19 protein-coding genes are annotated in these 25,843 nt (G+C 64.5%); 11 read left to right on the top strand and 8 right to left on the bottom strand.

Going from position 1 to position 25,843, the window contains the following annotated elements; genetic code table 11:
• Window positions 1-64: 64 nt before the first annotated feature.
• The 11 genes from DV532_RS16760 to DV532_RS16710 all read left to right on the top strand — a co-directional run bounded on the left by DV532_RS16760 (window position 65) and on the right by DV532_RS16710 (window position 12,245).
• Complete coding sequence (locus DV532_RS16760; RefSeq protein ID WP_056803412.1) at window positions 65-439, top strand: hypothetical protein; 375 nt, start codon at window positions 65-67, stop codon at window positions 437-439.
• Between the two features lie 93 nt (window positions 440-532).
• Window positions 533-1,321: an alpha/beta fold hydrolase gene (locus DV532_RS16755; RefSeq protein WP_056803409.1), complete on the top strand. Its 789-nt coding sequence runs from the start codon at window positions 533-535 to the stop codon at window positions 1,319-1,321.
• Window positions 1,318-2,172: an alpha/beta hydrolase gene (locus tag DV532_RS16750; RefSeq protein WP_056803406.1), complete on the top strand. Its 855-nt coding sequence runs from the start codon at window positions 1,318-1,320 to the stop codon at window positions 2,170-2,172. Before DV532_RS16755 ends, DV532_RS16750 begins: the two co-directional genes overlap by 4 nt.
• A gap of 109 nt (window positions 2,173-2,281) precedes the next feature.
• Window positions 2,282-3,076 carry a DUF4892 domain-containing protein gene (locus DV532_RS16745; RefSeq protein ID WP_056803404.1) on the top strand — a complete coding sequence of 265 codons (795 nt, stop codon included), beginning with the start codon at window positions 2,282-2,284 and terminating at the stop codon, window positions 3,074-3,076.
• A gap of 12 nt (window positions 3,077-3,088) precedes the next feature.
• The gene (locus DV532_RS16740; protein ID WP_056803401.1) at window positions 3,089-4,141 is read left to right on the top strand and encodes an AI-2E family transporter; all 1,053 of its coding nucleotides are present in this window, start codon (window positions 3,089-3,091) and stop codon (window positions 4,139-4,141) included.
• Between the two features lie 176 nt (window positions 4,142-4,317).
• Window positions 4,318-4,407 carry a K(+)-transporting ATPase subunit F gene (kdpF, locus tag DV532_RS16735; RefSeq protein WP_056803398.1) on the top strand — a complete coding sequence of 30 codons (90 nt, stop codon included), beginning with the start codon at window positions 4,318-4,320 and terminating at the stop codon, window positions 4,405-4,407.
• Between the two features lie 9 nt (window positions 4,408-4,416).
• Window positions 4,417-6,111, top strand: coding sequence for a potassium-transporting ATPase subunit KdpA (gene kdpA / locus DV532_RS16730; protein WP_056803395.1), 1,695 nt, complete (start codon window positions 4,417-4,419; stop codon window positions 6,109-6,111).
• A gap of 9 nt (window positions 6,112-6,120) precedes the next feature.
• Entirely contained in the window at window positions 6,121-8,175 is a 2,055-nt protein-coding gene (gene kdpB, locus DV532_RS16725; RefSeq protein WP_056803391.1) for a potassium-transporting ATPase subunit KdpB, read from the top strand.
• Between the two features lie 11 nt (window positions 8,176-8,186).
• Entirely contained in the window at window positions 8,187-8,738 is a 552-nt protein-coding gene (kdpC, locus tag DV532_RS16720) for a potassium-transporting ATPase subunit KdpC (protein ID WP_056803388.1), read from the top strand.
• Window positions 8,739-8,898: 160 nt separating this feature from the next.
• Entirely contained in the window at window positions 8,899-11,553 is a 2,655-nt protein-coding gene (locus DV532_RS16715) for a sensor histidine kinase KdpD (protein ID WP_056803383.1), read from the top strand.
• A complete protein-coding gene (locus DV532_RS16710) occupies window positions 11,550-12,245 on the top strand; it encodes a response regulator (RefSeq protein WP_056803380.1) in 696 nt (231 codons plus the stop codon). The genes DV532_RS16715 and DV532_RS16710 overlap by 4 nt, the downstream gene beginning before the upstream one ends.
• Before the next feature lie 266 nt (window positions 12,246-12,511).
• Here the strand turns inward: DV532_RS16710 and DV532_RS16705 are convergent, their stop codons facing one another.
• The 8 genes from DV532_RS16705 to DV532_RS16670 all read right to left on the bottom strand — a co-directional run bounded on the left by DV532_RS16705 (window position 12,512) and on the right by DV532_RS16670 (window position 25,752).
• Window positions 12,512-13,417, bottom strand: coding sequence for a LysR family transcriptional regulator (locus DV532_RS16705; RefSeq protein ID WP_056803377.1), 906 nt, complete (start codon window positions 13,415-13,417; stop codon window positions 12,512-12,514).
• A gap of 181 nt (window positions 13,418-13,598) precedes the next feature.
• Window positions 13,599-16,529 (bottom strand): aminotransferase, encoded by a 2,931-nt coding sequence (locus DV532_RS16700; RefSeq protein WP_056803374.1) that lies wholly within the window; start codon window positions 16,527-16,529, stop codon window positions 13,599-13,601.
• 259 nt (window positions 16,530-16,788) lie between these two features.
• Complete coding sequence (locus DV532_RS16695; RefSeq protein WP_056803371.1) at window positions 16,789-18,396, bottom strand: ABC transporter ATP-binding protein; 1,608 nt, start codon at window positions 18,394-18,396, stop codon at window positions 16,789-16,791.
• A gap of 1 nt (window position 18,397) precedes the next feature.
• Complete coding sequence (locus DV532_RS16690; protein WP_056803368.1) at window positions 18,398-19,417, bottom strand: ABC transporter permease; 1,020 nt, start codon at window positions 19,415-19,417, stop codon at window positions 18,398-18,400.
• 1 nt (window position 19,418) lies between these two features.
• Complete coding sequence (locus DV532_RS16685; protein WP_056803365.1) at window positions 19,419-20,492, bottom strand: microcin C ABC transporter permease YejB; 1,074 nt, start codon at window positions 20,490-20,492, stop codon at window positions 19,419-19,421.
• Window position 20,493: 1 nt separating this feature from the next.
• Complete coding sequence (locus DV532_RS16680) at window positions 20,494-22,329, bottom strand: extracellular solute-binding protein (protein WP_056803362.1); 1,836 nt, start codon at window positions 22,327-22,329, stop codon at window positions 20,494-20,496.
• Window positions 22,326-24,155 (bottom strand): extracellular solute-binding protein, encoded by a 1,830-nt coding sequence (locus tag DV532_RS16675; RefSeq protein WP_201785248.1) that lies wholly within the window; start codon window positions 24,153-24,155, stop codon window positions 22,326-22,328. The genes DV532_RS16680 and DV532_RS16675 overlap by 4 nt, the downstream gene beginning before the upstream one ends.
• Before the next feature lie 166 nt (window positions 24,156-24,321).
• Window positions 24,322-25,752, bottom strand: coding sequence for a lytic transglycosylase domain-containing protein (locus DV532_RS16670; protein WP_056803356.1), 1,431 nt, complete (start codon window positions 25,750-25,752; stop codon window positions 24,322-24,324).
• Window positions 25,753-25,843 lie beyond the last annotated feature (91 nt).

The following is a 25,843-nucleotide window of genomic DNA, read 5'->3' as shown; positions in this document are numbered from 1 at the left end:
CTTTCCCAGCCCTTGCTAGCGTTGCCCAAAACCAGCGGTCAGGGAGTGGCGAATGAGTGGTGTGATGGCGGAGCTCTTGAGTTCCTTGGAGCTGCAAGCCACCGTGGATAAGGTCCAACAAGGCGTCGCGCTGGATTTCGCCCAATACAGCCTGCTGCGCGAATCGGCTGACGCCAAGCTTTACCAACTGATGCACAAAGTGCAAGGCAACGGCCAGCTGGAGCCCGCCGTAAGGCAGCAAAGCGAGGACGACCTGCGCACGCTGCAGGCGGCTTGCCTGCGTGTCTCGCACCTGCTGCAAACCAGCTGCCTGGCCCTGCGTCGACTGCAGCTCGACTACCCGGACCAGCGCCTGGCACGCGAAGCACTGGAGAGCCAACTGGCCTGCATGCAGGCCTGTTTGCGCCGTTCACTGGCCAGTTTCGACCGCTCGGCATGACCTGATAGCCCTCGCCGATGACCTTTCCAGACATTGCCGAAGAGCCCCGTGATGCCGACAATGGGCCATCCTCCCCCAATCGGACCCGGCGCCATGTCGCAGCAGATTTTCTTCGCCCATGCCAACGGTTTCCCATCGGCTACCTACAGCAAACTGTTCGCTGCCCTGGCGCCGGACTACCAGGTGCAGCACCTGGCCCAACACGGGCACGACCCACGCTTTCCGGTAGACGATAACTGGCAGAGCCTGGTCGATGAGCTGTTGCACCACTTGGCCCAGCAGGGCCAGCCGATATGGGGTGTTGGGCATTCCCTGGGCGGTGTATTGCACCTGCACGCGGCGCTGCGCCGCCCTGAGTATTACCGCGGCGTGGTGATGCTCGATTCGCCAGTGCTCACCCGTGCCGACCAGTGGCTGCTGCGCACCGCCAAGCGCTTTGGCTTTATCGACCGTATCACCCCGGCCGGCCGCACCTTGGGGCGCCGTGAAACCTTCGCTGACCGCGACAGCGCCCGGGATTATTTCGCTAGCAAGTCACTGTTCCGCCATTTTGACCCCGACTGCCTCGATGCGTATGTAGAGCATGGCCTGCAGGCGATGGAGCAAGGGCTTCAACTGCGCTTCAACGCCACTACGGAAATCAGCATTTACCGCAGCATCCCGCATACCAGCCCCGCGCCTGCGCGGCAGTTGCAGGTGCCACTGGCCATGGTCCGGGGCGAGCGTAGCAACGTCATTCGCCGTCACCACACCCTGGCTGTGCGCGGCATGCCCACGGGCGAATACCACAGCGTGCCGGGCGGGCACATGTTCCCGCTGGAGCGGCCAGCCGACACCGCCAGCCTGATCAAGGGCCTGTTCGACCGCTGGAGCCAGGCATGAGCGCGCAGGTCGAGGAAATCCGCCTGAGCCTGGGCCACATCGAACTGGCCGCGCATGTGTTTGGCTGCGAAGACGGGCTGCCGGTGATTGCCCTGCACGGCTGGTTGGACAACGCCAACAGCTTCGCCCGCCTGGCGCCGCAACTGAAAGGCCTGCGCATCGTCGCTCTGGACCTGGCCGGGCATGGTTATTCGGAGCACCGACCGCGCGGCGCCGGCTATGCCTTGGCCGATTATGCCCATGACGTGCTACGCGTGGCCGAGCAGCTGGGTTGGCAACGTTTCGCCCTGCTGGGCCATTCGCTGGGCGCGATCATTTCGGTACAGCTGGCTGGCGCGTTGCCGGAGCGGGTCAGCCACCTGGCCTTGATCGACGGTGTCATCCCGCCGACGGGCGCTGAGCAGGATGCCGGTGAGCGGCTGGGCATGGCATTGCAGGCCCAGCTGCGCCTGGATGGCAAGCGCAAGTCGGTGTACACCACCCTGGAGCAGGGCGTGCAGGCGCGCATGAAAGGCATGGTCGCGGTCAGCTGTGAGGCTGCCGAGCTGCTGGCCCAGCGCGGCCTGATGCCGGTACCCGGTGGCTACAGCTGGCGCAGCGACAGCCGCCTGACCCTGCCTTCGCCAGTGCGCCTGAACCAGGCCCAGGCCATGGCCTATGTGCGGCGGGTGAGTTGCCCGGCCTGCCTGGTGGTGGCCGCCGACGGCATGCTGGTACGCCACACCGAGTTGCTGGAGCAGCTACCCTTCGAGCAGGTGACGCTGCCGGGTGGCCATCACTTGCACCTGAACGATGAGCAGGGCGCGGCCCTTGTCGCAGACTGTTTCAATCGCTTCTTTGGCTTTGCTTGACTTGCATCGGACAAGTGTCGAGGCTTGGCGGGTTGAACAGGGAGACAACCATGCAACTGCCAGACATCCTGGAGCTTCACCTCGGCGCTGAGCGCCGCCTGGGTCGCCAATGAGCGCACCTGTAGTCATCCGTCATGCTGTCGCCGCCTGCCTGGTATTGGCCAGCCCCGTACTGTGGGCCGGCAGCCTGCCGGTACCGTTGGATGCCAAGGTGGTCGACCAGCGCCCGGCCGTGGAGCAGGAACGCGTCTACCCGATGGGCCCGCTGCGCAAAATCAGCGGCCGCTTGCGGGTCGAGGACAAGGTCGAAAGCCGTGGCCAGGTTAGCTCGGTTACCTACGAACTGCCGGTCGAACGCACTGCCCGCGAAGCCTTCACCAGCGCACGCGAAGCACTGCAGCGTGACGGCGGCTACCCTTTGTTCTGGTGCCAGGGCCGCGATTGCGGCGAGGCCAGCTTGTGGGCCAACGACGTGTTCGCCAATGCTCGGCTCAACGGTGGCGACGAGCAGCAGGCATTCATCCTGCTGCGCCGCTCGGCGGAGCAGGCCGACACCTTGGTCGCGCTGTACAGCGTCACCCGCGGCAACCGCCGCGCCTATTTGCATGTTGAAGAGTTCGTCGCCGGTAGCCCGTTGGGTGAACTGTTGCCGACAGCCGCCACCGTGCTGCGCGAAATGCGTGACACTGGCAAGCTCGACTACCCTGACCTGGCCTCGCCGCAGGACACCTGGGTGAGCCTGCTGGCCCGCAGCCTGAACCTCGACAGCACCCTGCGTGCCAGCCTTAGTGGCGCCCAGGCAGAAGCCTGGCGTGAGGCGCTGGTCAAGGCGGGGGTGCGCAATGGCCGCCTCGAAGTCGGTAGCACGCCTACCGACGGGCTGCACCTTGAACTGATCCGTTGAACGAGCACCACCATGGTTAACAATGACCGCCTGCTGATCCAGATTTTGCTACTGGCGTTGCTCGGTGCTGGCCTGTGGGTGATGGCACCCTTTATTTCGGCATTGCTGTGGGGGGCCATCCTGGCTTTTGCCAGCTGGCCGTTGATGCGCTTGCTAACGCGGGCGTTGGGCGGGCGTGAAACCCTGGCAGCAAGCCTGCTGACCATGGCCTGGATCCTGATCGTGGCGCTGCCGCTGGTATGGCTGGGGTTCAACCTGGCTGACCACATCCGCGATGCCACGGCCTTTGTACGTGACGTGCAGGTGGACGGCCTGCCTGATGCGCCGGCCTGGCTGGGTGGCATTCCACTGGTTGGCGAGCGCCTGGTCAGCGGCTGGCAGTCGCTGGACCAGCAGGGCGCGGCCTTGCTGGCCTCGGTCAAGCCGCACCTGGGGCAGGTGGGCAACTGGTTGCTGGCCCGCAGTGCACAGATCGGCAGCGGGGTGCTGGAGCTGACCCTGAGCCTGGTGTTCGTATTCTTCTTCTACCGCGACGGCCCGCGCTTGTCGGCATTCGTCTTGCGCTTGCTGCACCGCTTGATGGGCGATCGCGCTGAGTACTACCTGGAGCTGGTAGCGGGTACGGTGCAGCGGGTGGTCAACGGGGTGATCGGTACGGCTGCGGCGCAGGGCGTGCTGGCGTTGATTGGTTTCCTGATTGCCGGGGTGCCTGGGGCCATCGTGTTGGGCTTGGTAACCTTCATGCTCAGCCTAATCCCCATGGGCCCGCCACTGGCCTGGATCCCCGCCACGGGCTGGTTGGTGTGGAAGGGCGAGTACGGCATGGCGGTGTTCCTGGGCATCTGGGGCACCTTCGTCATTAGCGGCGTGGACAACGTGCTCAAGCCGTACCTGATCAGCCGTGGCGGCAACCTGCCGTTGGTGATCGTGCTGTTGGGCGTGTTCGGCGGTTTGCTTGCCTTTGGCTTCATTGGCCTGTTCATCGGGCCGACCTTGCTGGCGGTCGGTTACAGCCTGCTGTTGGACTGGAGCCGCAACGCAGTGCAACAGCCGCCCCAGCAGTGAGCCTGTACCGGCCTCTTCGCGGGGTCACCCGCGAAAGGGCCAGTACAGACAACCCAAACCCCTAATCTTTACATCTTCTTTATTCCCATCCCCACCCCTCAATCTCGCCCCTTTACGCCCCTCCCGCGGACAATTTCCCCAAAGCGGCCCAAGCCGCATCACGGGGAGCTTCACACATGAACATGCTCGACGGGCTGTCACTGCTGCTGGCAGGGGCATTGGCGTTTTATCTGCTGGTGGCGCTGCTGCGCGCCGATCGCAGCTAGGGAGCGGCCATGCACAGTTACGATTTCGCCTTGCTCCTGGCCTTTTTCGCCATCGTGCTGCTACCTGCACCCTGGCTCGGGCGGTTCTACTACAAGGTCATGGAAGGCCAGCGCACCTGGCTGTCGCCGCTGCTCGGCCCGGTCGAGCAGGCCTGCTACCGGCTGGCTGGGGTAAACGCCAGCCAGGAGCAGAGCTGGCGGCAGTACACCCTGGCCTTGCTGGCGTTCAACCTGGCCGGCTTCCTGCTGCTGTTCGCCGTACTGCTATTGCAGGGCTACCTGCCATTCAACCCCCAGCACCTGCCTGGCCAGGAATGGTCGCTGGCTTTCAACACCGCCGTCAGCTTCGTGACCAACACCAACTGGCAGGCCTACAGCGGTGAAGTGTCGGTCAGCTACCTGAGCCAGATGCTCGGCATGACCGTGCAAAACTTCGTCAGCGCCGCCACCGGCCTGGCCGTGCTGGTCGCCCTGTGCCGTGGCATTGCCCGGCGCAGCGCGACGACGCTGGGCAACTTCTGGGTCGACATGACTCGCGCCACCCTTTACGGCCTGCTGCCACTGTGCCTGCTACTGGCACTGCTGCTGGTAGCGCAAGGGGTGCCGCAAACCCTGGCCGACTACGCCCACGCGGTCACCCTGCAAGGCACCGAGCAGACCATCCCACTGGGCCCGGCCGCTAGCCAGATTGCCATCAAACAACTGGGCACCAACGGCGGTGGCTTCTTCGGTGTCAACTCGGCGCACCCGTTCGAGAACCCCACGGCCTGGAGCAACCTGTTCGAGGTGGCTTCGATCATCCTCATTCCAGTGGCGCTGGTATTCACCTTTGGCCACTACGTGAAGGACCTGCGCCAGAGCCGTGCCATCCTCGCCTGCATGCTTGCCCTGTTCCTGATCAGCGGCAGCACGGCGTTGTGGTCCGAGCACCAGCCCAACCCGGCCTTGGCAAGCGCGCAAGTACTGCAAAGTGCGCCCATGGAAGGCAAGGAAAGCCGCTTCGGCACCACCGGTTCGGTGCTGTGGACAGTGACCACCACTGCCGCCTCCAACGGTTCGGTCAACGCCATGCACGACAGCCTCAACCCACTGACTGGCATGCTGGCGATGGTCAACATGATGGTGGGTGAGGTGATCTTCGGCGGCGTTGGCGCAGGGCTGTACGGCATGCTGCTGTTCGTGTTGATTGCGGTGTTCCTGGCCGGGCTGATGATTGGCCGCACCCCAGAATACCTCGGCAAGAAGCTGCAAGCCCGCGAGGTGCAGCTGCTGGTGGCAACACTGCTGGTGATGCCGGTCGGCGTGCTGGTGCTCGGTGCCATCGCCGCCAGCCTGCCCGGCCCGGCGGGGGCGGTCAGCAACCCCGGTGCGCATGGCTTCAGCCAGCTGCTGTATGCCTACACCTCCGGCACGGCCAACAACGGCTCGGCCTTCGCCGGCTTCGCCGCCAATACGGTGTACCACAACCTGATGATTGGCCTGGCCATGTTCATCGGCCGCTTCGGCTACATCCTGCCGGTGCTGGCGCTGGCTGGCAGCCTGGCAGCGAAAAAAAGCGCGCCGCAAGGGCTGAACAGCTTCCCCACCCATGGCCCGCTTTTCACCGGCCTGCTGCTGGTCACCATCCTGCTGGTCGGTGGCCTGACCTTCCTGCCAACCCTGGCCCTTGGGCCAATCGCCGAACACCTGAGCCTGGGTTTTTGAGGACCGACCATGAACATGCCCATCCCTGAAACACAAGCCCGGCACAATGCCAAGGACCAGACCCGTTTCGCCGCGCTGTGGCGCTCGGCGCTGGTGCAGGCCTTCATCAAGCTCGACCCGCGCCAGCTTAAACGTACGCCGGTGATGCTGGTAGTTGCCCTGACCGCGGTGTTGACCACGGTCCTGTGCTTCGCCCCCGGCAGCGGCGTGAGTACCGGCGTTGCCGTACAGATCGCTCTGTGGCTGTGGTTCACCGTGCTGTTCGCCAACTTCGCCGAAGCCCTGGCCGAAGGCCGTGGCAAGGCCCGCGCCGACAGCCTCAAGGCCGGCAGCCAAGGCCTGACCGCCCAGCGTCGCAAGGGCGATGGCAGCTACCAGATCGTTGCGGCCAGCGCCTTGCGCAAGGACGACGTGGTGCGCGTGGTGGCTGGCGAAATGATCCCCGCTGACGGCGAGGTACTTGACGGCATTGCTGCGGTCAACGAAGCCGCCATTACCGGCGAGTCCGCGCCGGTGATCCGCGAATCCGGCGGCGACCGCTCGGCGGTGACCGGCAATACCCGGCTGGTCTCCGACTGGCTGTTGATCCGCATCACCAGTAACCCGGGCGAATCGACCCTCGACCGCATGATTGCCCTGGTCGAAGGCGCGAAGCGGCAGAAGACCCCGAACGAAATCGCCCTCGACATCCTGCTGATCGGCCTGACTCTGATCTTTCTGATCGTGGTAGTGACCTTGCAGCCGTTCGCCCATTTCGTAGGGGGCAGCCTGCCGCTGATCTTCCTCGCTGCGCTGCTGGTGACGCTGATCCCCACCACCATCGGTGGCCTGCTGTCGGCCATTGGCATCGCCGGTATGGACCGCCTGGTGCGGCTGAACGTGATTGCGCGCTCGGGCCGCGCGGTGGAGGCGGCGGGTGACGTGCACACGCTGATGCTCGACAAGACCGGCACCATCACCTTCGGCAACCGCCGCTGCAGCGCACTGCATGCCGCCCCGGGCATCACCGCCCGCGAGTTGGGGGAGGGCGCCTTGCTGGCTTCGCTGGCGGACGACACCGCCGAGGGCAAGTCGATTGTCGAGTACCTGCGCCAGCTGCACGACTTCGTCGAACCACCCGCTGGGCAGTTCGAGGCCGTGGCATTCAGTGCCGAGACGCGCCTGTCGGGAATCGATTTGCAGCAGCACCGTTACCGCAAGGGCGCCGTCGATGCCGTGCTGGCGTTCGTCGGCATGCAGCGCCTGGAAATGCCCGTGGCGTTGGCCCGTGAAGTGGAGCGCATCGCCCAGAGTGGCGGCACCCCCTTGCTGGTGTGCATCGACCAGCGCCTGCTCGGCGTGATCCACCTCAAGGACGTGGTCAAGCCCGGCATCCGCGAGCGCTTTGCCGAGCTGCGCAAGTTGGGCATCCGCACGGTGATGGTGACTGGCGACAACCCGCTGACCGCCGCTGCAATCGCCGCCGAAGCCGGCGTGGATGATGTACTGGCCGAAGCCACGCCGGAGAAAAAGCTGGCACGCATCCGCCAGGAGCAGAACGACGGCCGCTTGGTGGCCATGTGCGGCGATGGCGCCAACGACGCCCCGGCGCTGGCCCAGGCTGACGTGGGCATGGCCATGAACGACGGCACCCAGGCCGCACGCGAGGCGGCCAACATGGTCGACCTGGACAGCGACCCGACCAAGCTGCTGGACGTGGTGCAGGTCGGCAAACAACTGCTGGTGACCCGCGGGGCGTTGACCACCTTCTCGATCGCCAACGATGTGGCCAAGTACTTCGCCATCCTGCCGGCGCTGTTCGCCGCCATCTATCCGCAGTTGGGCGTGCTCAACCTGATGCACCTGGCCAGCCCGCAAAGTGCAATTTTGTCGGCCATCGTGTTCAACGCTCTGATCATCATCGTGCTGATCCCGCTGGCACTGCGCGGGGTGCGGGTGCAGGCGGCCAGCGCAGCGCACCTGCTGCGGCGCAACCTGCTGATCTACGGGCTGGGCGGTATTGCCGTGCCGTTTGCTGGGATCAAGCTGATCGATCTGCTGCTCAATGCCTTGCACCTGGTCTAAAGGAGGCCACCATGAATGCTTATTTACGCCCGGCGTTGAGCCTGGCCCTGTTGATGACCCTGGTCACCGGCGCGCTGTATCCGTTGGCGGTAACAGGTATTGCCCAGGTTGCTTTCCCCAGCCAGGCCAACGGTAGCCTGGTGCGCGATGACCGGGGCCAGGTGCGTGGTTCGGCGCTGATCGCCCAGGATTTTCAGGGCGATGGCTGGTTCCATTCGCGGCCCTCGGCAGGCGCTTATGCCACCCTGGCCAGCAGCGCCAGTAACCTGTCGCCTAGCAACCCGGCGCTGGCCGAGCGGGTCAAGGGCGATGCGGCGGCGCTGTATCAGGGGCAGCAGGGGCCGGTGCCTCAGGCGCTGCTGACCACCTCGGGCAGTGGCCTCGACCCGCACCTGCCGCCGGAAGCCGTGGCCTACCAGATTCCGCGGGTGGCGGCGGCACGGCAACTGCCGGTAGCGCGCTTGCAAGGCTTGCTGGAAGAGGCCACCCTCCACCCATTGATCGGCCCGCCGCTGGTCAATGTGCTGGCCTTGAACCAGGCACTTGAGCATCTGAGCCACTGATATTGGGGCCGCTTTGCGGCCCATCGCCGGCAAGCCAGCTCCCACAGGTATTGCGCAGCATGTAGCGCTGTGCTGTACCTGTGGGAGCTGGCTTGCCGGCGATGGCCTGCAAAGCAGGCCCAAAACGGCTGCAGGACGCCGCCACACCAAAGGATGAAAGATGAGTGACTCCACCCGCGCAGACGCGCTGTTGGCTACCCTCCCGCACACCGGTCGGGGCCGGCTGAAGGTGTTCCTCGGTGCCGCCCCCGGCGTCGGCAAGACCTTCGCCATGCTTCAGGCCGCCCACGCCCAGCAACGCCAAGGCGTGCAGGTGCTGGCTGGAGTGGTCGAAACCCACGGCCGCGCCGAAACCGAGGCGCTGCTCGGTGGCCTACAGCAACAACCGTTGCTGCGCAGCCAGTACCGTGGCGTCACCCTTGAGGAAATGGACCTCGATGGCTTGCTCAAGGCTGCGCCGGCCCTGGCCCTGATCGACGAGCTGGCCCACACCAACGCCCCCGGCAGCCGCCACGCCAAGCGCTGGCAAGACGTGCAGGAACTGCTGGCCGCCGGCATCGACGTGTACACCACGGTCAACGTCCAGCACTTGGAAAGCCTCAATGACAAGGTCCGCGACATCACCGGCGTGCAGGTGCGCGAAACCCTGCCGGACTGGGTGTTGCAAGAAGCCTTCGAGCTGGTACTGATCGACCTGCCACCGCGCGAGCTGCTCGAACGGTTGCGCGAAGGCAAGGTGTACGTGCCAGAGCAAGCGCGGGCCGCCATCGACGCTTATTTTTCGCAAACCAACCTTACTGCCCTGCGCGAGCTGGCCATGCAGACCGCTGCTGCCCAGGTGGATGCAGACCTGGCCAACGGCTATCGCCAACGCGGGCAGGAAGCCCCGGCCTTGCGCGGGCGGTTGCTGGTGGGTGTAGATGGCGACGACCAGGCCGAACGCCTGGTACGCCATGCCAGCCGCGTGGCCCAGCGTCGTCACTTGCCTTGGAGCCTGGTGCACGTGGACAACGGCAGGCTGCGCGACGAAACCGCGCGCCAGCGCCTGCAGGCCGCGCAGCAACTGGCCCAGCGCCTGGGTGGGGAGGTGGTGCTGCTGCGGGCTGGCGAAGTGGCGCACACATTGATTCAGCATGCTGCTGAGCGGCGGGCCAGCCTGGTGCTGGTTGGGCAGTCCCGCGACCGCCTGCGCCGGCGCCTGTTAGGTGCCGGTGTGGCCGCGCGGCTGCTGCGCGAAAGCCACGGCCTGGAAATCAACGTGCTGGACCGCGACGTGCAGCCGCAAGCACCCCGGTCGGCGGTGCGACGGGTGTGGGTCTGGCGCCATTACCTGCTGGCGCTGTTGGCCACCGGCATGGCTGCGGGCCTGGCCTGGGCGGTGTCGAGTGTGCTGGCGCTGCCCAATATCTCGCTGGTGTTTCTGGCTGCGGTGTTGCTGGTCGCGGTGCGTAGCAGCCTGGGGCCTGCGTTGGCTTGTGCCGCGCTGTCGTTCCTGACCTACGACTTTCTGTTCATCCCGCCCAACTTCTCGTTCAGCATCCAGCGGGAAGAGGACGTGCTGACCTTGGTGTTCTTCCTGTTGATGGCGGCGCTTACCGGCAACCTGGCCGCGCGCCAGCGCCGCCAGTTGCAGGCCTTGCGCGAGACCCAGGCGCAGACCAGCCAGTTGCTCGACCTGTCGCGCCGGCTGACCGTGGCCACCGACCGTCAGGCAGTGTTCAACGCCGCCGGCCAGCACTTGAATGGCTGGCAGGACATGCAGGTGTGCCTGCTGGAGCGCAATGCCGAAGGCCAGCTGCAGGTGGCCAGCGGCGAACCCCATGCCTTCAGCGACACCGAGCGTGCTGCCGCCGAGTGGGCCTGGCAGCACGGCCAGGCCGCCGGCCATGGCAGTGACACCCTACCCAATGGCCGTTGGTGGTGGTGGCCGCTGGCGGTCGACGAACAGCCCTTGGCATTGCTCGGCGTGCGCCCACGCTCCGGCCAGCCGCTCAGCGACCCGCGCCGACGCCTGCTTACCGCCCTTGGCCAGCCACTGGCTCAGGCCCTGGCGCGCGCCCGCCTGGCCGAACAATTGGAGGCCGCGCGCTTGCATGGCGAAACCGAGCAACTGCGCAGCGCCTTGCTGGCCTCGGTATCCCATGACCTGCGTACCCCGTTGACGGCCATGCGCGGCAGCATCGACAGCCTGCTGGCGCTGGGCGAGGCGATCCCGTCCGCTGACCGCCGCGAACTGCTGGAGGGCACCCGCAACGAGGCCGAACGCCTCGACCGCTACATCCAAAACCTGCTGGACATGACCCGTCTGGGCCACGGCGGCCTCAAGCTGGCGCGCGACTGGGTGGCCCCGGCCGACATCGTCGGCAGCGCCCTCAACCGCCTGCGCGTGGTGCTGGCACCGCTGCGTGTGCACACCGACGTGCCCGCCGAGTTGCCGTTGCTGTTCGTGCATGCGGCGCTGATCGAGCAGGCGCTGGTCAACGTGCTGGAAAACGCTGCGCGCTTTTCGCCGGCCAATGGTCGGCTGGAACTGCAAGTGTTCGTGCAAGGAGAGCAATTGCGCTTCGCCGTCTGCGACGAGGGCCCCGGCATTCCGCTGGCCGACCGCGAAAAGGTCTTCGACATGTTCTATACCGCTGCCCGCGGCGACCGCGGCGGGCAGGGCACCGGCCTGGGCCTGGCGATCTGCCAGGGAATGATCGGTGCTCATGGCGGGCAGATCCTGGTGGACGAAGGCATCGATGGCCAGGGCACTCGCATCACTTTATGCTTGCCGCTACCCCCTCAACCTGAAGCCGAAAGCGAAACCCGATGAGCCAGTCCGCCACCCTATTGGTCATCGACGATGAACCGCAGATCCGCAAGTTCCTGCGCATCAGCCTGGTTTCGCAGGGCTACAAGGTGCTCGAGGCCGCCACCGGTAGTGAAGGGCTGGCCCAGGCTGCGCTGGGCAAGCCGGACCTGGTGGTGCTCGACTTGGGGCTGCCGGACATGGACGGCCAGCAGGTACTGCGTGAACTGCGCGAATGGAGTGCGGTGCCGGTGATGGTGTTGTCGGTGCGCGCCAGTGAAGTGCAGAAGGTTGATGCGCTGGATGGCGGCGCCAATGACTATGTGACCAAGCCGTTCGGTATCCAGGAGTTTCTGGCGCGGGTGCGGGCTTTACTGCGCCAGGTACCGCAGTCCGGTGGCTCGGAGGTGGCGGCCAGCGTAGGGCCGTTGACCGTGGACTTTGCCTTTCGCCGGGTGACCTTGGGCGGCGTGGAAGTGGCGCTGACACGTAAGGAGTATGCGCTGCTGGCGCAACTGGCCGGGCACCCGGGGCGGGTGATTACCCAGCAACAATTGCTCAAGGACATCTGGGGGCCTACCCATGTAGAGGACACCCATTACCTGCGCATCGTGGTTGGGCATTTGCGGCAGAAACTGGGCGATGACCCGACCGCGCCGCGTTTCATCATCACTGAGGCGGGGGTGGGATACAGGTTGATGGCACCGGTTGCATGACTCGGGCTCACGCGGCCCCATGTAGGAGCGGGCTTGCCCGCGAAGAATGTGACACGGTGCTTGGCACCGGCTTTGCCGGTGTTCGCGGGTAAACCCGCTCCTACAGCAGCCTGGTGGGCTCAGGGAGCTGTTCTTGACTCCAGATCCATTTCCGCTGGCCATACTACTCTGGGCGCCAGGCGCAGGGCGAACGCCCACCAGAGCACATCGTTGTGATCCTTGGGTTCCCCGGGTGGCGGCAGGGGGCAATAGATTACCAGCCATATTCAGGCCCGTGGCGGCTCCTTCTCGAACAGCTGGCGGATCACCTCCAGGTAGCGCCGCGCACCCAACCCGAGCGGGCGCGGCTTGACCCAGATGATGTCGACCCACAACCGCAACCGGCTGGCCATGTTGTCGAAGCGCACCTCCGCCAACGCGCCCGAAGCAATCAACGGTTCAACCAAAGGCTGTGGCAGGTAGGCCCAGCCGAGGCCGGACTGCACCAAATCCAGCGTGGCCAGGTAGCTGTCAGTCAGCCAGATGCGCCGTGACAGCACCATGCGCGGGTCCGAACCGGTGGCTTTACCTGAGGCCACGATGATCTGCCGCTGTTCGGCGAAGGCCTCCTCGGGCAACGGCGTGCCGTTGTTCTGCCCGGCCGGGTGGCGCGGCGAGGCGACGGCCACCAGCAGCTGGCTGCCGGCTTCGAGGAATGACTCGCGTTCATCGATGCCCGGCCGCTCGAACACCAGCGCCAACTGCACGCTACCGTCGTGTAGCAGGCGGATGGCTTCGGTCTGGGTAGCCGAGCGCACTTCGATTTCCAGGCTGGGAAATTCTTGGGCGAGGATTTCCAGCGGCTGGCTCCAGCGACCGGTCTGCAGCTCGGGCGCCATGGCAATGGTCAGGCGCTTTTCCAAGCCCTTGTGCAATTGCAGGGCCTGGGCGTCGAGCAGGTTGAGTTGGCAAATCACCTGCCTGGCCTGGGGTTCCAGCGCCAGCGCGGCACTGGTGGGCAGCGCCTTGCGTGTGGCCCGGTCGAACAGCGGCAGGTCCAGCTCCGCTTCCAGCTGGGCAATCGCCATGCTCACGGCTGAGGGCACTCGGCCCAGCTTGCGGGCGGCGGCGGAGAACGAGCCGGCATCCAGCACCGCGAGGAAAATTGCCAGGGAGTCGCTGGTGAAGGCCATGTTCATTGAACCTGATATCGGGGGCGTTGTGAGCGAAGAGTAATGGATTGATGTATCTGGGGGGGCTAAAGGTTGGTTTGAGATTTTCAGCGCCTGGGAGATCGAGCGCCGCCCGCGCGGCGCTCGATCTCACAGGCGCTGAAAAACCACCGCCAAGCGCCTTGAGCCCTCACCCAATCCCCTACAACCCTTCGCCCAGCACCCGGTCAATGCTGTCGACAAAGTAATCCACGCTCGCCTTCGTGGTGCACATCGGCGGCTTGATCTTGAGGATGTTCAGGTAGTCGCCGGTCGGCTGCATGAAAATACCCAGGTCACGCAGGCGGTCGCACAGGGCCATGGTTTCCTCGGTGGCCGGCTCGAGCGTTGCGCGGTCACGCACCAGCTCTAGCCCCAAATAGAAGCCCGAACCATGCGCCGCGCCAGCCAACGGGTGCTTGTCGACCAGTGCCTGCAGGCGCGCTTTGAAGTAGCGCCCGGTATCGCGGGCGTTGTCCCACAGGCCTTCCTCGTGCATCACATCCAGCACCGCCATGCCGATGCGGCAACTGACCGGGCTACCCCCGGCTGAGGAGAAGAAGTAGCCCTCGGCCTCCAGCGCTTCGGCGATCTCGCGGCGGGTGATGACCACACCCAGCGGCTGGCCGTTGCCCATGCCTTTGGCCATAGTGATGATATCGGGCACCACGCCCTGTTCCTCGAAGCCCCAGAAGTACTCGCCCAGCCGGCCATAGCCCACCTGAACTTCGTCGGCGATGCACACCCCGCCGCGGGCGCGAACCTTGGCATAGGCCTCTTGCAAATAGCCAGCCGGTAGCGAAATACCACCGGCATTGCCGTACACCGGCTCGCAGATGATGCCCGCCAGCTGGCGGCCACGGGCATCGAGGTCGGCCAGCTTGGCGTCGACGTCGCGCAGGTAGTCGGCGGCGCTGTCGGCACCACGGAAGCGGCCGCGGAAGGTGTTCGGCGCTTCGACCGGGTGCACCCAGTCCGGGCGGGTTTCCAGGGCCTGCGGGTTGTCGGCGATCGAGGTAGAGATGGCATCGGTGGCCACCGACCAGCCGTGGTAGGCCTCCAGCACGCTGAGCAGGTCGCGCCCGCCGCTGTAGGCCCAGGCCAGGCGAATGGCCAGGTCGTTGGCCTCGGTGCCACTGTTGACCATGAACACCCGGTCGAAACCTTCGGGCGCCAGCTTGAGCAGGCGTTCGGAGAACTCGGTGATGGCGGCGTAGTGGAAGCGCGAGTTGGTGTTCAGCAGCGACCACTGCCGCGCTGACTCGGCGACCATGCGCGGGTGGCCGTGGCCCAGCACCGCGACGTTGTTGAGCATGTCCAGGTACGAGCGGCCCTGCATGTCGATCAGGTAGTTGCGCCAGCCACGTTCGATGTGTGGTGGTTGGGCGTAGTAGTGCTTCTGCGAACGGGCGAAGCTGGCATCGCGGCGGGCCAACAGCGCCTGCGGGTCGGGCAGTGGCGCGGCATCGCAGTCGAAGCCCAGCAGCGCGGCCGGCGACGGGCACAGGGCCAGCCAGGCGGCAGCGTGCGACGGGGTGGCGAAGAACGGCGGCTGGGTGCCGCTGGCCAGGCACAGCTGCACGCTGAGGAAGCCACAGCTGCTGCCCAGCGACTGGCCTTTTTCGACCGCCTGGCCATCTGCCGGGGCGTCTTCCAGGCCCTGCAGCCACAACGCCCAGTGCGCGCTGCGCAGGCAACCACGGCCATCGCCATGGCGCTGCCAGGTGCCGCTATCTGGCGCTTGCACCCGGCTGCCGTTGGGCACATGCAGTTCGACGCCAAGGGCGCAGGTGGCAGGCTCTTCGGGGCGGTCGATATGGGTTTGCGACAGGCGATACTGCCCGTGCAGGCTGCAGGCCGGGGCCGGTTGCGCGCTCAGCAGGTACTGATCGAAGCCGGGTTGTTGCCAGTTGCCCGCCTCGCAATGCACGCTGAGCACACCCAGGTCGACACGTGTTACAGCCTGCCCGTTCAGCTCGGGCAGCAGCGGCGCGCAGCCGCTCAGGTCCGGTGTGGCGGGTTGCAGGCCGGCAGCCTGGAGGATGGCCGCCTCCATCAGCGCGAAAGGCACAGCGGTGGCGGTGTCGAAAATTTCCCATTCATGGGCGATGTTGTCGCGGGTGTACTGGTTGCCGGGGTCGACGCTAAGTTGTTGCTCGCTGCTCAATACCAGCACGGCAGCGCGGTTCAGTACCAGCGGCCAGAGCGCGCGCAGCTCGGCCTCGGTCAAGGGGTTGAGCGCTTGGTAGGCACGGATAGCTGGCAGAATCCGCAGCGGGTCGCCTTCGGCGTGGTGTAGCAACGCCGCGCAGGTCACCGACAGGTCGGCGATGCGCCAAGTGCGCAGCAGGTCGCCGAAATCGATCACCCCTTGCAGTTGCCACTGGCGCTCGCCGTCGCGGGCCCACACGGCATTGTCGTCAGTGATGTCCAGGTGCACGGCCTGGCTTGGCAGTTGGTCGACCAAAGGCGCCAGGTGGGCGGCGGCCAAGCGGGCGGCCTGCTCAATGCGGGCGCGTTGGTCGGCGTTGTGCAGCACGGGCAGCAGGTGCTGGATCAGCGCTTGGGCGTGTTGCGGGTCCCATTGCAGGGTGCGCTCAAGGCCTGGGTGGTCGAACGTGGCCAGGGCCTTGTCCAGTCGCGCGCAGAGCCCGCCCAGTTCGGCCATCAGGCGGGGTTGCATGTGCTTGAGGCGGGTCAGTGGCTGGCCTTCGATGTAATCGAGCAGGCGCATGCGCAGCGGTTGCCCGTCGATGTCCAGTTCCAGCAACGCCTGGCCGTTATTGGCCGTGCGCACGGCTGGCACTGGCAGGCCCTGTTCGCGCAAGAAGGCCAGGGCGGCATGCTGGGCTTCCAGCTCCAGTTGGGCGTAGCTGCCGTGGCAGGCCTTGAGCACGAAACGGCCGTGTGCGGTGTCCACGCGGAAGTTCAGGTCCTGCTGGCTACCCAGTGCCGACAGGTCGCCGGCAAGGCCGTAGTGCGTCTGCAGCACGGCGTGTGCCTGGGGCTCGCTGAGTGAAGGGCTGGGCAGACTGGAGCGCTGGATCAGTGTGGCTAGGGCGGGGGAGGAGGGCTGCTGTTGTGGGCTGGACATGGGACTCTACCGTTGCTGCTGGGGTCGACGGTGGAGAATTTATGCTTGGTACGGCTGATGATGAAAGACGATTGTTGTCAGAAAAATTGATGACCACCTAGATTTCTCGGGTGCCTGGGCGGGCTCTTTCGCGGGTAAACCCGCTCCCACAGGATCACCACAGGTTTCAAGGTAGACGCGGTAGCTGCGGGTTTACCCGCGCAGCAGGCACCGCGGTGGATGGCATGGGCTTCGCCCGTGTTCGCGGGCAAGCCCGCTCCTACGAAGCCTCCACCTGCAAAAACGCCGCCTCCAGCAACTGCCGGGTATACGGATGCTGCGGTGCATGGAAGATCGCCTGCGCATCCCCTTGTTCCACCACCTGCCCATGCTTGATCACCATCAACTGGTGACTCAACGCCTTGACCACCGCCAGGTCATGGCTGATGAACAAGTACGTCAGGTTGTACTTCTGCTGCAGATTGCGCAGCAACTCCACCACCTGCCGCTGCACCGTGCGGTCCAGCGCCGAGGTAGGCTCATCCAGCAGAATCAGCGCCGGCTTCAACACCAGCGCCCGGGCAATTGCAATGCGCTGGCGCTGACCACCGGAAAACTCATGCGGATAGCGATGTCGGGTGCGCGGGTCCAGCCCCACTTCTTCCAGGGCCGCAACAATCGCTGCTTCTTGTTCTTGCGCCGTACCAATCTTATGTATGCGCAGGCCTTCACCGACAATGTCCTCCACGCACATGCGGGGGCTCAGGCTGCCGAACGGGTCTTGGAACACCACTTGCATTTCGCGCCGCAGCGGTCGCACGGCCTGCTGGTTCATGCCTTGCAGATTCTGCCCATGAAAACGAATGCCGCCCTGGCTGGAGATCAGCCGCAAGATCGCCAAACCTAACGTCGACTTGCCCGACCCGGACTCGCCGACAATCCCCAGTGTCTGCCCCTGCGGCAAGCTGAAGTTCACCCCATCGACCGCCTTCACATGGTCAACCGTGCGCCGCAGCAAGCCCTTCTTGATTGGGAACCACACCTTGAGGTCATCCACCTCCAGCAATGGCGCCCCCACTGGGTTGTGCGCGGGCAGCCCGCTGGGCTCTGCATTGATCAGCATCTGCGTGTAGTGGTGCTGCGGCGCGCTGAACAGCCTGGCACATTCAGCCTGCTCGACAATTTGCCCGTGCTGCATCACGCACACACGGTGGGCGATGCGGCGTACCAGGTTCAGGTCATGGCTGATCAGCAACAGCGCCATGCCCAGGCGGGCCTGCAGTTCCTTGAGCAGCTCGAGAATTTTCAGCTGTACGGTCACATCCAGCGCCGTGGTCGGCTCATCGGCAATCAGCAACTCCGGCTCGTTGGCCAGCGCCATGGCGATCATCACCCGCTGACGCTGACCGCCAGACAGCTCATGCGGCAGCGCCTTGAGGCGCTTGCGCGGCTCGGGGATGCCGACCAGTTCCAGTAGTTCCAGCGTGCGCGCGGTAGCTTCCTTGCCGGTCAGGCCCTTGTGCAGCAGGAGGATTTCGTTGATCTGCTTTTCGATGCAGTGCAACGGGTTAAGCGAGGTCATCGGCTCTTGGAAGATCATCGCAATGCGGTTGCCGCGAATGCGCTGCAGGGCCTTCTCGCTCTGCTGCAGCAGGTCCTTGCCCTCGTAGCGGATGCTGCCGCTGGGGTGACGGGCCAGGGGGTAGGGCAGTAGGCGCAGGATCGAGTGCGCGGTAACCGATTTGCCCGAACCACTCTCGCCCACCAGGGCCAGGGTTTCACCCTTGCGGATATCGAAGCTGATACCGTCGACCACGCGGTGAGCCTGGTCACCGGTGACGAATTCCACCGCCAGGTCGCGCACTTCGATCAGGTTCTGTTCACTCATGTCACTTCCTCGGGTCAAAGGCATCGCGGGCGGATTCGCCGATGAACACCAGCAGGCTCAGCATCAACGCCAGTACCGCAAACGCGCTGATACCCAGCCATGGAGCTTGCAGGTTGGACTTGCCCTGGGCCACCAGTTCGCCCAGCGATGGCGAGCCTGCGGGCAGGCCGAAGCCGAGGAAGTCCAGGGCGGTGAGGGTGCCGATGGCGCCCGTGAGGATGAACGGCATGAAGGTCATGGTCGAGATCATGGCGTTGGGCAGGATATGCCGGTACATGATTGCGCCGTTGCGCATGCCCAGGGCACGGGCAGCGCGCACGTATTCCAGGTTGCGCCCGCGCAGGAACTCGGCACGCACCACATCCACCAAGCTCATCCACGAGAACAGCAGCATGATGCCCAGCAGCCACCAGAAGTTCGGTTGCACGAAGCTGGCGAGGATGATCAGCAGGTACAGCACCGGCAGGCCCGACCAGACTTCCAGGAAGCGCTGCCCGGCCAGGTCGACCCAGCCGCCATAAAAGCCCTGCAAGGCGCCAGCGATGACGCCGACGATGGAACTGGCCACGGTCAAGGTCAGGGCAAACAGCACCGAAATGCGGAAGCCATAGATCACCCGCGCCAGGACGTCGCGGCCTTGGTCGTCGGTGCCCAGCCAGTTGTCCGCCGAGGGTGGGGCAGGGGCGGGCACGCGCAGGTCGTAGTTGATGCTCTGGTAGCTGAACGGGATCGGCGCCCACAGCACGAAGCTGTGTTTTTTCTCCAGCAGGTCGCGGATGTATGGGCTCTTGTAGTTGGCCTCCAGCGGGAATTCACCACCGAAGGTGGTTTCCGGGTAGCGCTTGAACGCCGGGAAGTACCAGGCACCGTCGTAGCGCACGGCTATCGGTTTGTCGTTGGCGACCAGCTCGGCGCCCAGGCTCAGGCCAAACAGGATCAGGAACAGCCACAGCGACCACCAGCCACGGCGGTTGGCCTTGAAGCGCTCGAAGCGCCGACGGTTGAGGGGGGACAAGGCCATGTCAGTGCTCCCGGCTCGCGAAGTCGATGCGTGGATCGACCAGGGTGTAGGTCAGGTCGCCGATCAGTTTCACCACCAGCCCCAGCAGGGTGAAGATGAACAGGGTGCCGAAGACCACCGGGTAATCGCGGTTGATGGCCGCCTCGAAACTCATCAGGCCTAGGCCGTCGAGGCTAAAGATCACCTCGATCAGCAAGGAGCCTGTGAAGAAAATGCCGATGAACGCCGACGGGAAGCCGGCAATCACCAGCAACATGGCATTGCGGAACACGTGGCCGTACAGCACCCGTGGCCGGCTCAGGCCCTTGGCCTTGGCGGTGACCACGTACTGCTTGTTGATCTCGTCGAGGAAGCTGTTCTTGGTCAGCAGGGTCATGGTGGCGAAGTTGCCAATGACCAGCGCGGTGATCGGCAGCACCAAGTGCCAGAAATAGTCGAGAACTTTGCCGGTGGTGCTTAGTTCGTCGAAGTTGTTGGAGGTTAGGCCGCGCAGCGGGAACCAGTCGAAGTAGCTGCCGCCGGCGAACAGTACGATCAGCAGGATGGCGAACAGGAACGCCGGGATGGCATAGCCGACGATGATCGCTGAACTGGTCCAAACGTCGAAGTGGCTGCCGTGGCGCACCGCCTTGGCGATACCCAGCGGGATCGACACCAGGTACATGATCAGCGTGCTCCATAGCCCCAGCGAGATCGACACCGGCATCTTTTCGATGATCAGGTCGATTACCTTGGCATCGCGGAAGAAGCTGTCGCCGAAGTCCAGCTGGGCGTAGTTCTTGATCATGATCCACAGGCGCTCGGGCGGCGACTTGTCAAAACCGTACATGCGCTCGATCTCGGCGATCAGCGCCGGGTCCAGGCCCTGGGCACCACGGTAGTTGGAGCCGGCTACCGACACCTCGGCACCGCCACCGGCAATGCGGCTGGTGGCGCCTTCGAAGCCTTCGAGCTTGGCGATCATCTGCTCGACCGGGCCACCGGGGGCGGCCTGGACGATGATGAAGTTGATGATGAGGATACCGAACAGAGTCGGGATGATCAGCAGCAGGCGGCGCAGGATGTAGGCCAGCATGTTAGTTGGCCTCGTCCGCAGGGGCTTCGCTGACCGCTGGGGTCACGCCCGGCTTGATCCACCAGGTATCGATGCCGATGTCGTACTTGGGCGAAACGCTCGGGTGGCCGATGTGGTTCCAGTAGGCCACACGCCAGGTCTTGATGTGCCAGTTGGGGATTACGTAGTAGCCCCATAGCAGCACGCGGTCGAGCGCGCGACAGTGGTCGATCAGGCTCTGGCGCGAGTCGGCGTTGATCAGCTGGTCCACCAGCTGGTCGATGGCCGGGTCGCGCAGGCCGATGAAGTTACGGCTGCCAGGGTTGTCGGCGGCGGAACTGGACCAGAACTCGCGCTGCTCGTTGCCCGGCGAATTGGACTGTGGGTAGCCGCCGACGATCATGTCGTAGTCGCGTGAACGCAGACGGGTGATGTATTGCGACACGTCGACTCGGCGGATGTTCAGCTCGATGCCGAGGTCGGCGAGGTTGCGCTTGAACGGCAGCAGGATGCGCTCGAACTCGGTCTGCGCCAGCAGGAACTCGATGCTGACCGGCTTGCCTTGAGCGTCGACCATCTTGTCGTCGACGATTTTCCAGCCGGCTTCCTGCAGCAGCTTGTAGGCCTGGCGCTGCTGCTCGCGAATCATGCCGCTGCCGTCGCTGACCGGGTTATGGAAGGTTTCGGTAAACACCTGCTCGGGCACTTTGCCGCGCAGCGGTTCGAGGATTTTTAGCTCGCTGGGGCTGGGCAAGCCGCGGGCGGCCATTTCCGAATTGTCGAAGTAGCTGCCGGTACGGGTGTAGGCGCCGTTGAACAGCTGCTTGTTGGTCCACTCGTAGTCCAGCAGCAAGCTCAGCGCCTGGCGCACACGCACGTCCTGGAACACCGGGCGGCGGATGTTGAAGATGAAACCCTGCATGCCGGTGGGGTTGCCGTTGGGCAGTTCTTCCTTGATCAGGCGGCCCTCGCGCACGGCGGGTACATTGTAGGCAGTGGCCCAGTTTTTCGCGCTGACTTCCAACGCGTAGTCGAACGCACCTGCCTTCAGTGCCTCCAGGGCGACGGTGGTGTCGCGGTAGGCATCGAAGGTCATGACATCGAAGTTGTAGAAGCCGCGGTTGATTGGCAGGTCCTTGGCCCAGTAGTCCTTGACCCGTTCGTAGCGCACCGAGCGCCCGGCCTTGACCTCGGCAACTTTGTACGGCCCGCTACCCAGCGGGATTTCCAGATTACCGCGGTTGAATTCGCGGTTTTCGTACCAGTGCTTGGGCAATACCGGCAGCTGGCCAAGAATCAGCGGCAGTTCGCGGTTGTTCTTGTGCTTGAAGGTGAACAGCACCTTCAGCGGGTCTTCGGCGACCACTTCGGCAACGTCGGCGTAGTACTGGCGATACAGTGGCGCGCCGTCCTTGATCAGGGCATTGAAGGTGAACACCACATCGTCGGCACGCAGCGGGTGGCCGTCGTGGAAGCGCGCCTCCGGGCGCAGGTAGAAGCGTACCCAGCTGTTGTCCGGGGCCTTTTCGATCTTGCCGGCGACCAGGCCGTACTCGGTGAATGGCTCATCCTGGCTCTGGCGCATCAGGGTGTCGTAGATGATGCTGATGTTTTCGGCCGGCACCCCTTTGTTGATGAATGGGTTGAGGCTATCGAAGCCACCGAAGCTGGACTGGCGGAAAGTACCGCCCTTGGGCGCTTCAGGGTTGACGTAATCGAAGTGTTTGAAGTCGGCAGAGTACTTGGGCGGCTCGTCGTAAAGGGTGAGCGCGTGTTGCGGTGCGGCCAGGGTGGGAAGGCTCAGGCAGGCGAGCAACAGGCTGCCTGCCAGCCGGCGCAGTCGGTGCGTTGGCGTCATTGGGCTTTCTCCGAAGTCTTGATCCACCAGCTGTTCAGCCCGAGGGTGTAGGGCGGCGTGGTGACGAAGGCGAACCGGTTGCGATAGGCCAGCCGGTGGTTGTCGAGGTACCAGTTGGGGATCATGTAGTAATGCCATGAGAGCACGCGGTCAAGGGCGCGGGCTGCAGCCACCTGGTCATCGCGGGTGCGGGCCGCCAAAAGGGTGTCGAGCAGGTGGTCGACCACCGGGTCCTTGACCCCAGCATAGTTCTTGCTGCCCTTGGTCGCGGCCTGGCTGGAATGGAAGTACAGCCACTGTTCCAGGCCGGGGCTCAGGGTTTGGTTCAGGGTCATCAAGATCATGTCGAAATCGAACTGGTCCAGGCGTTGTTTGTACTGGGCGCGGTCCACGGTGCGCAAGCGCGCATCAATGCCGATGCTGGCCAGGTTTTCGACGTAAGGTTGCAGGATGCGTTCAAGGTTGGGGTTTACCAGTAGCAGCTCCATGCGCAGTTGCTGGCCTTTGCTGTCCACCAGGCGCTGGCCGTTCAGCTTCCAGCCGGCCTCGGCGAGCAGGCCTAGGGCCTGACGCAAGGTCTGGCGGCTGACGCCACGGCCATCGGTCTGGCTGACTTTGTAGGTTTCGCTGAACAGCTTGGCGGGCAACTGGTCACGGAACGGCGCCAACAGCAGCCACTCCTTGCCGGTGGGCAGGCCGCTGGCGGCGAATTCGCTGTTGGGGTAGTAACTGGTCGAGCGGCGGTAGGCACTGCTGAACAGGGCGCGGTTGGTCCACTCGAAGTCCAGCATCAGCCCCAGCGCCTGGCGTACCCGTGGGTCGCTGAAGCTGGCCCGGCGGCTGTTCATGAACAAGCCCTGGGTTTGGGTGGGGATGCGGTGCGGGATTTGCGCCTTGATCACCTCGCCACGCCGCACGGCTGGGAAGTTGTAGCCGTTGGCCCAATTCTTTGCTTGATGCTCGATGTAGATGTCGAACTCGCCTGCCTTGAACGCTTCGAAGGCTACCGTGGCGTCGCGGTAAAACTCGTATTCCACGCGCTTGAAGTTGTACTTGCCGCGGTTCACCGCCAGGTCCTTGCCCCAGTAGTTCTTCACCCGCTCGAACACCAGGCGCCGGCCTGGCTGCACTTCAGTGATGCGGTAGGGGCCGCTGCCCAGCGGCGGCTCGAACGTGGTCGCCTTGAAGTCGCGCTTTTGCCAATAGTGCTTGGGCAGTACTGGCATTTCGCCCAGGCGCAGAATCAGCAGCGGGTTGCCGGCGCGCTTGAACACGAAGCGAATGCGCAGCGGGCCGAGGATGTCGACCCGTTGCACTTCCTGCAGGTTGGTGCGGTAGATCGGGTGGCCGTCCTTGAGCAGCGTGCGGTACGAGAAGGCCACGTCTGCCGAGGTGATCGGCTTGCCGTCATGCCAGCGGGCTTCCGGGCGCAAGTTGAACACCACCCAGCTGCGGTCTTCGCTGTACTCCACCGAGCGGGCGATCAGGCCGTAGCTGGAAGTCGGTTCGTCACCGGACGGGTCGTACTGGCCGGTGCCGACCATCAGCGGCTCGTTCAGCTCGCTGACGCCGTACTGCTGGAAATTGGGTGTAGTAATCGGGCTCGACCCCTTGAAGGTGTAGGGGTTGAGGGTGTCGAAGGTACCGAAAGCCATGGCCCGCAAAGTACCGCCCTTGGGCGCTTGCGGGTTGACCCAGTCGAAATGGGTGAATGTGGCTGGGTACTTGAGCGTGCCGAACTGCGCGTATCCGTGGCTTTCGCTCACCATCGCGGCTACGGGAAAGCTCAAGGCCAGGCTGAGTGACAGCAGGAGGGGACGTATCAAGTCGGCATCCGATCCAGAGGCGTTGGGCTTTGATCGGGGTACAGTAACAGCTTGGTGGGGTTGGAAAAAGAGAGGCTTTGCAGGAGGGGGTAGCGGGTGTGCCCGCTTCCGTCTAGCTAGGGGGGCGCGGCTGCTGCTACAGGGGCCGCGCCATCCCCCCCGGGGATCAATGCGAGAGGTAGACGGTCAGGGTTTGCCCTGGCTTGAGAGCATGGCCGCTGCGCGGGTTCCAGCGCTTGAGGTGTTTCATTTCCACGTTGAAACGCTTGGCCACCAAGTACAGCGAATCGCCTTTGCGTACCTTGTATTGCGTGGAGCGCTGGGCGGATGCAGCCACCCGGTTACCGGCACTGCTCGGTGCGTTGGCGCCGCGCAGGGCCAAGACCTGGCCGGCACGCACGCTGTTGCCGGACAGACGGTTCCAGCGTTTGATGTCCTTGACTGAAACGCTGTTGGCCTTGGCAATTGCGCCCAGGTTGTCGCCGCGCTTGACCCGATAGCTGCGTGCCGCCACTGGCACCTTGCCCTCAGCCACCGCACGTGCGAACACGGCCTTGTTCGGCTGCAGGCTGACCAACTGCTCGGGCTTCAGGTTGGACAGGCTGTCGCTCAGCAATTGCGCCTTGGCGGTGGGTACCAGCAGTTGCTTGGGGCCGTCCACGGTCATGCGTTTTTTGAACGCAGGGTTCAGCTGGATCAGTTCGTCTTCGTCGATGTTGGCGAAAGCCGCCACACGCGACAGGTCGAGGCGGTCGTTGATGGCGACGGCTTCGAAGTAGGGTTCGTTGGCAATTGGGTTGAGGTTTACGCCGTAGGCTTCAGGCGTGGACACCACCTGCGACAGCGCCAGTAGCTTGGGCACGTAGTCGCGGGTTTCCTGCGGCAGCGGCAGGTTCCAGTAGTCGGTCGGCAGGCCGAGCCGTTCGTTGCGCTCGATGGCACGGCTGACCGTACCTTCGCCAGCGTTATAGGCAGCCAGGGCCAGTAGCCAGTCGCCGTTGAACATGTCGTGCAGGCGGGTCAGGTAATCGAGCGCGGCGTTGGTCGACGCGGTGATGTCGCGACGGCCATCGTAAAAGTTGGTTTGGCGCAAGTTGAAGTGGCGGCCGGTCGCCGGCATGAACTGCCACATGCCAGCGGCGCTGGCGCGTGAGTAGGCCATCGGGTTGTAGGCGCTCTCGATGGCCGGCAGCAGGGCCAGTTCCAGCGGCATATCGCGCTCTTCAAGGCGCTCGACGATGTAGTGCAAGTACAGGCTGCCGCGCTCGCCGGCGCTTTCGATGAAGCGTGGGTTGCTGGCGAACCACAGGCGCTGCTGTTCGATACGCGGGTTGACGTCGATGCTGTCTTGCAGCACGAAGCCCTGACGCATGCGTTCCCACACATCCTGCGGTGCCTGCTCGACAGGCTTGACCAGCAGTGGGGCCGGCTTGTGCTTGATACGTGCCTGATAATTGTGCGCGCGAACGCTGTCGGATTCGTCGAGCTGACGGGTGCTCTGGCAGCCCACCAAGGTGGCGGCCAGAGCCAGCGCACTGATTTGGGCCAGGCGCGTCAGGGCGACGGAATGAGAGGTTCTGCGGCTACGTAAAGACATCGGCTGATACAGGTATCCGGGCGAAAATTTCGGCGATTCTAGAAACCGCACCCGGCCTGGTCAACCTTTGACCCGTCTATGCGATATATCT

The sequence above is a fragment of the Pseudomonas sp. Leaf58 genome (genome assembly GCF_003627215.1).
Classification (GTDB): Bacteria; Pseudomonadota; Gammaproteobacteria; order Pseudomonadales; family Pseudomonadaceae; genus Aquipseudomonas.
Note: the sequence above shows the minus strand (reverse complement) of the source record. Positions and strands in the feature narration are given on the sequence as shown.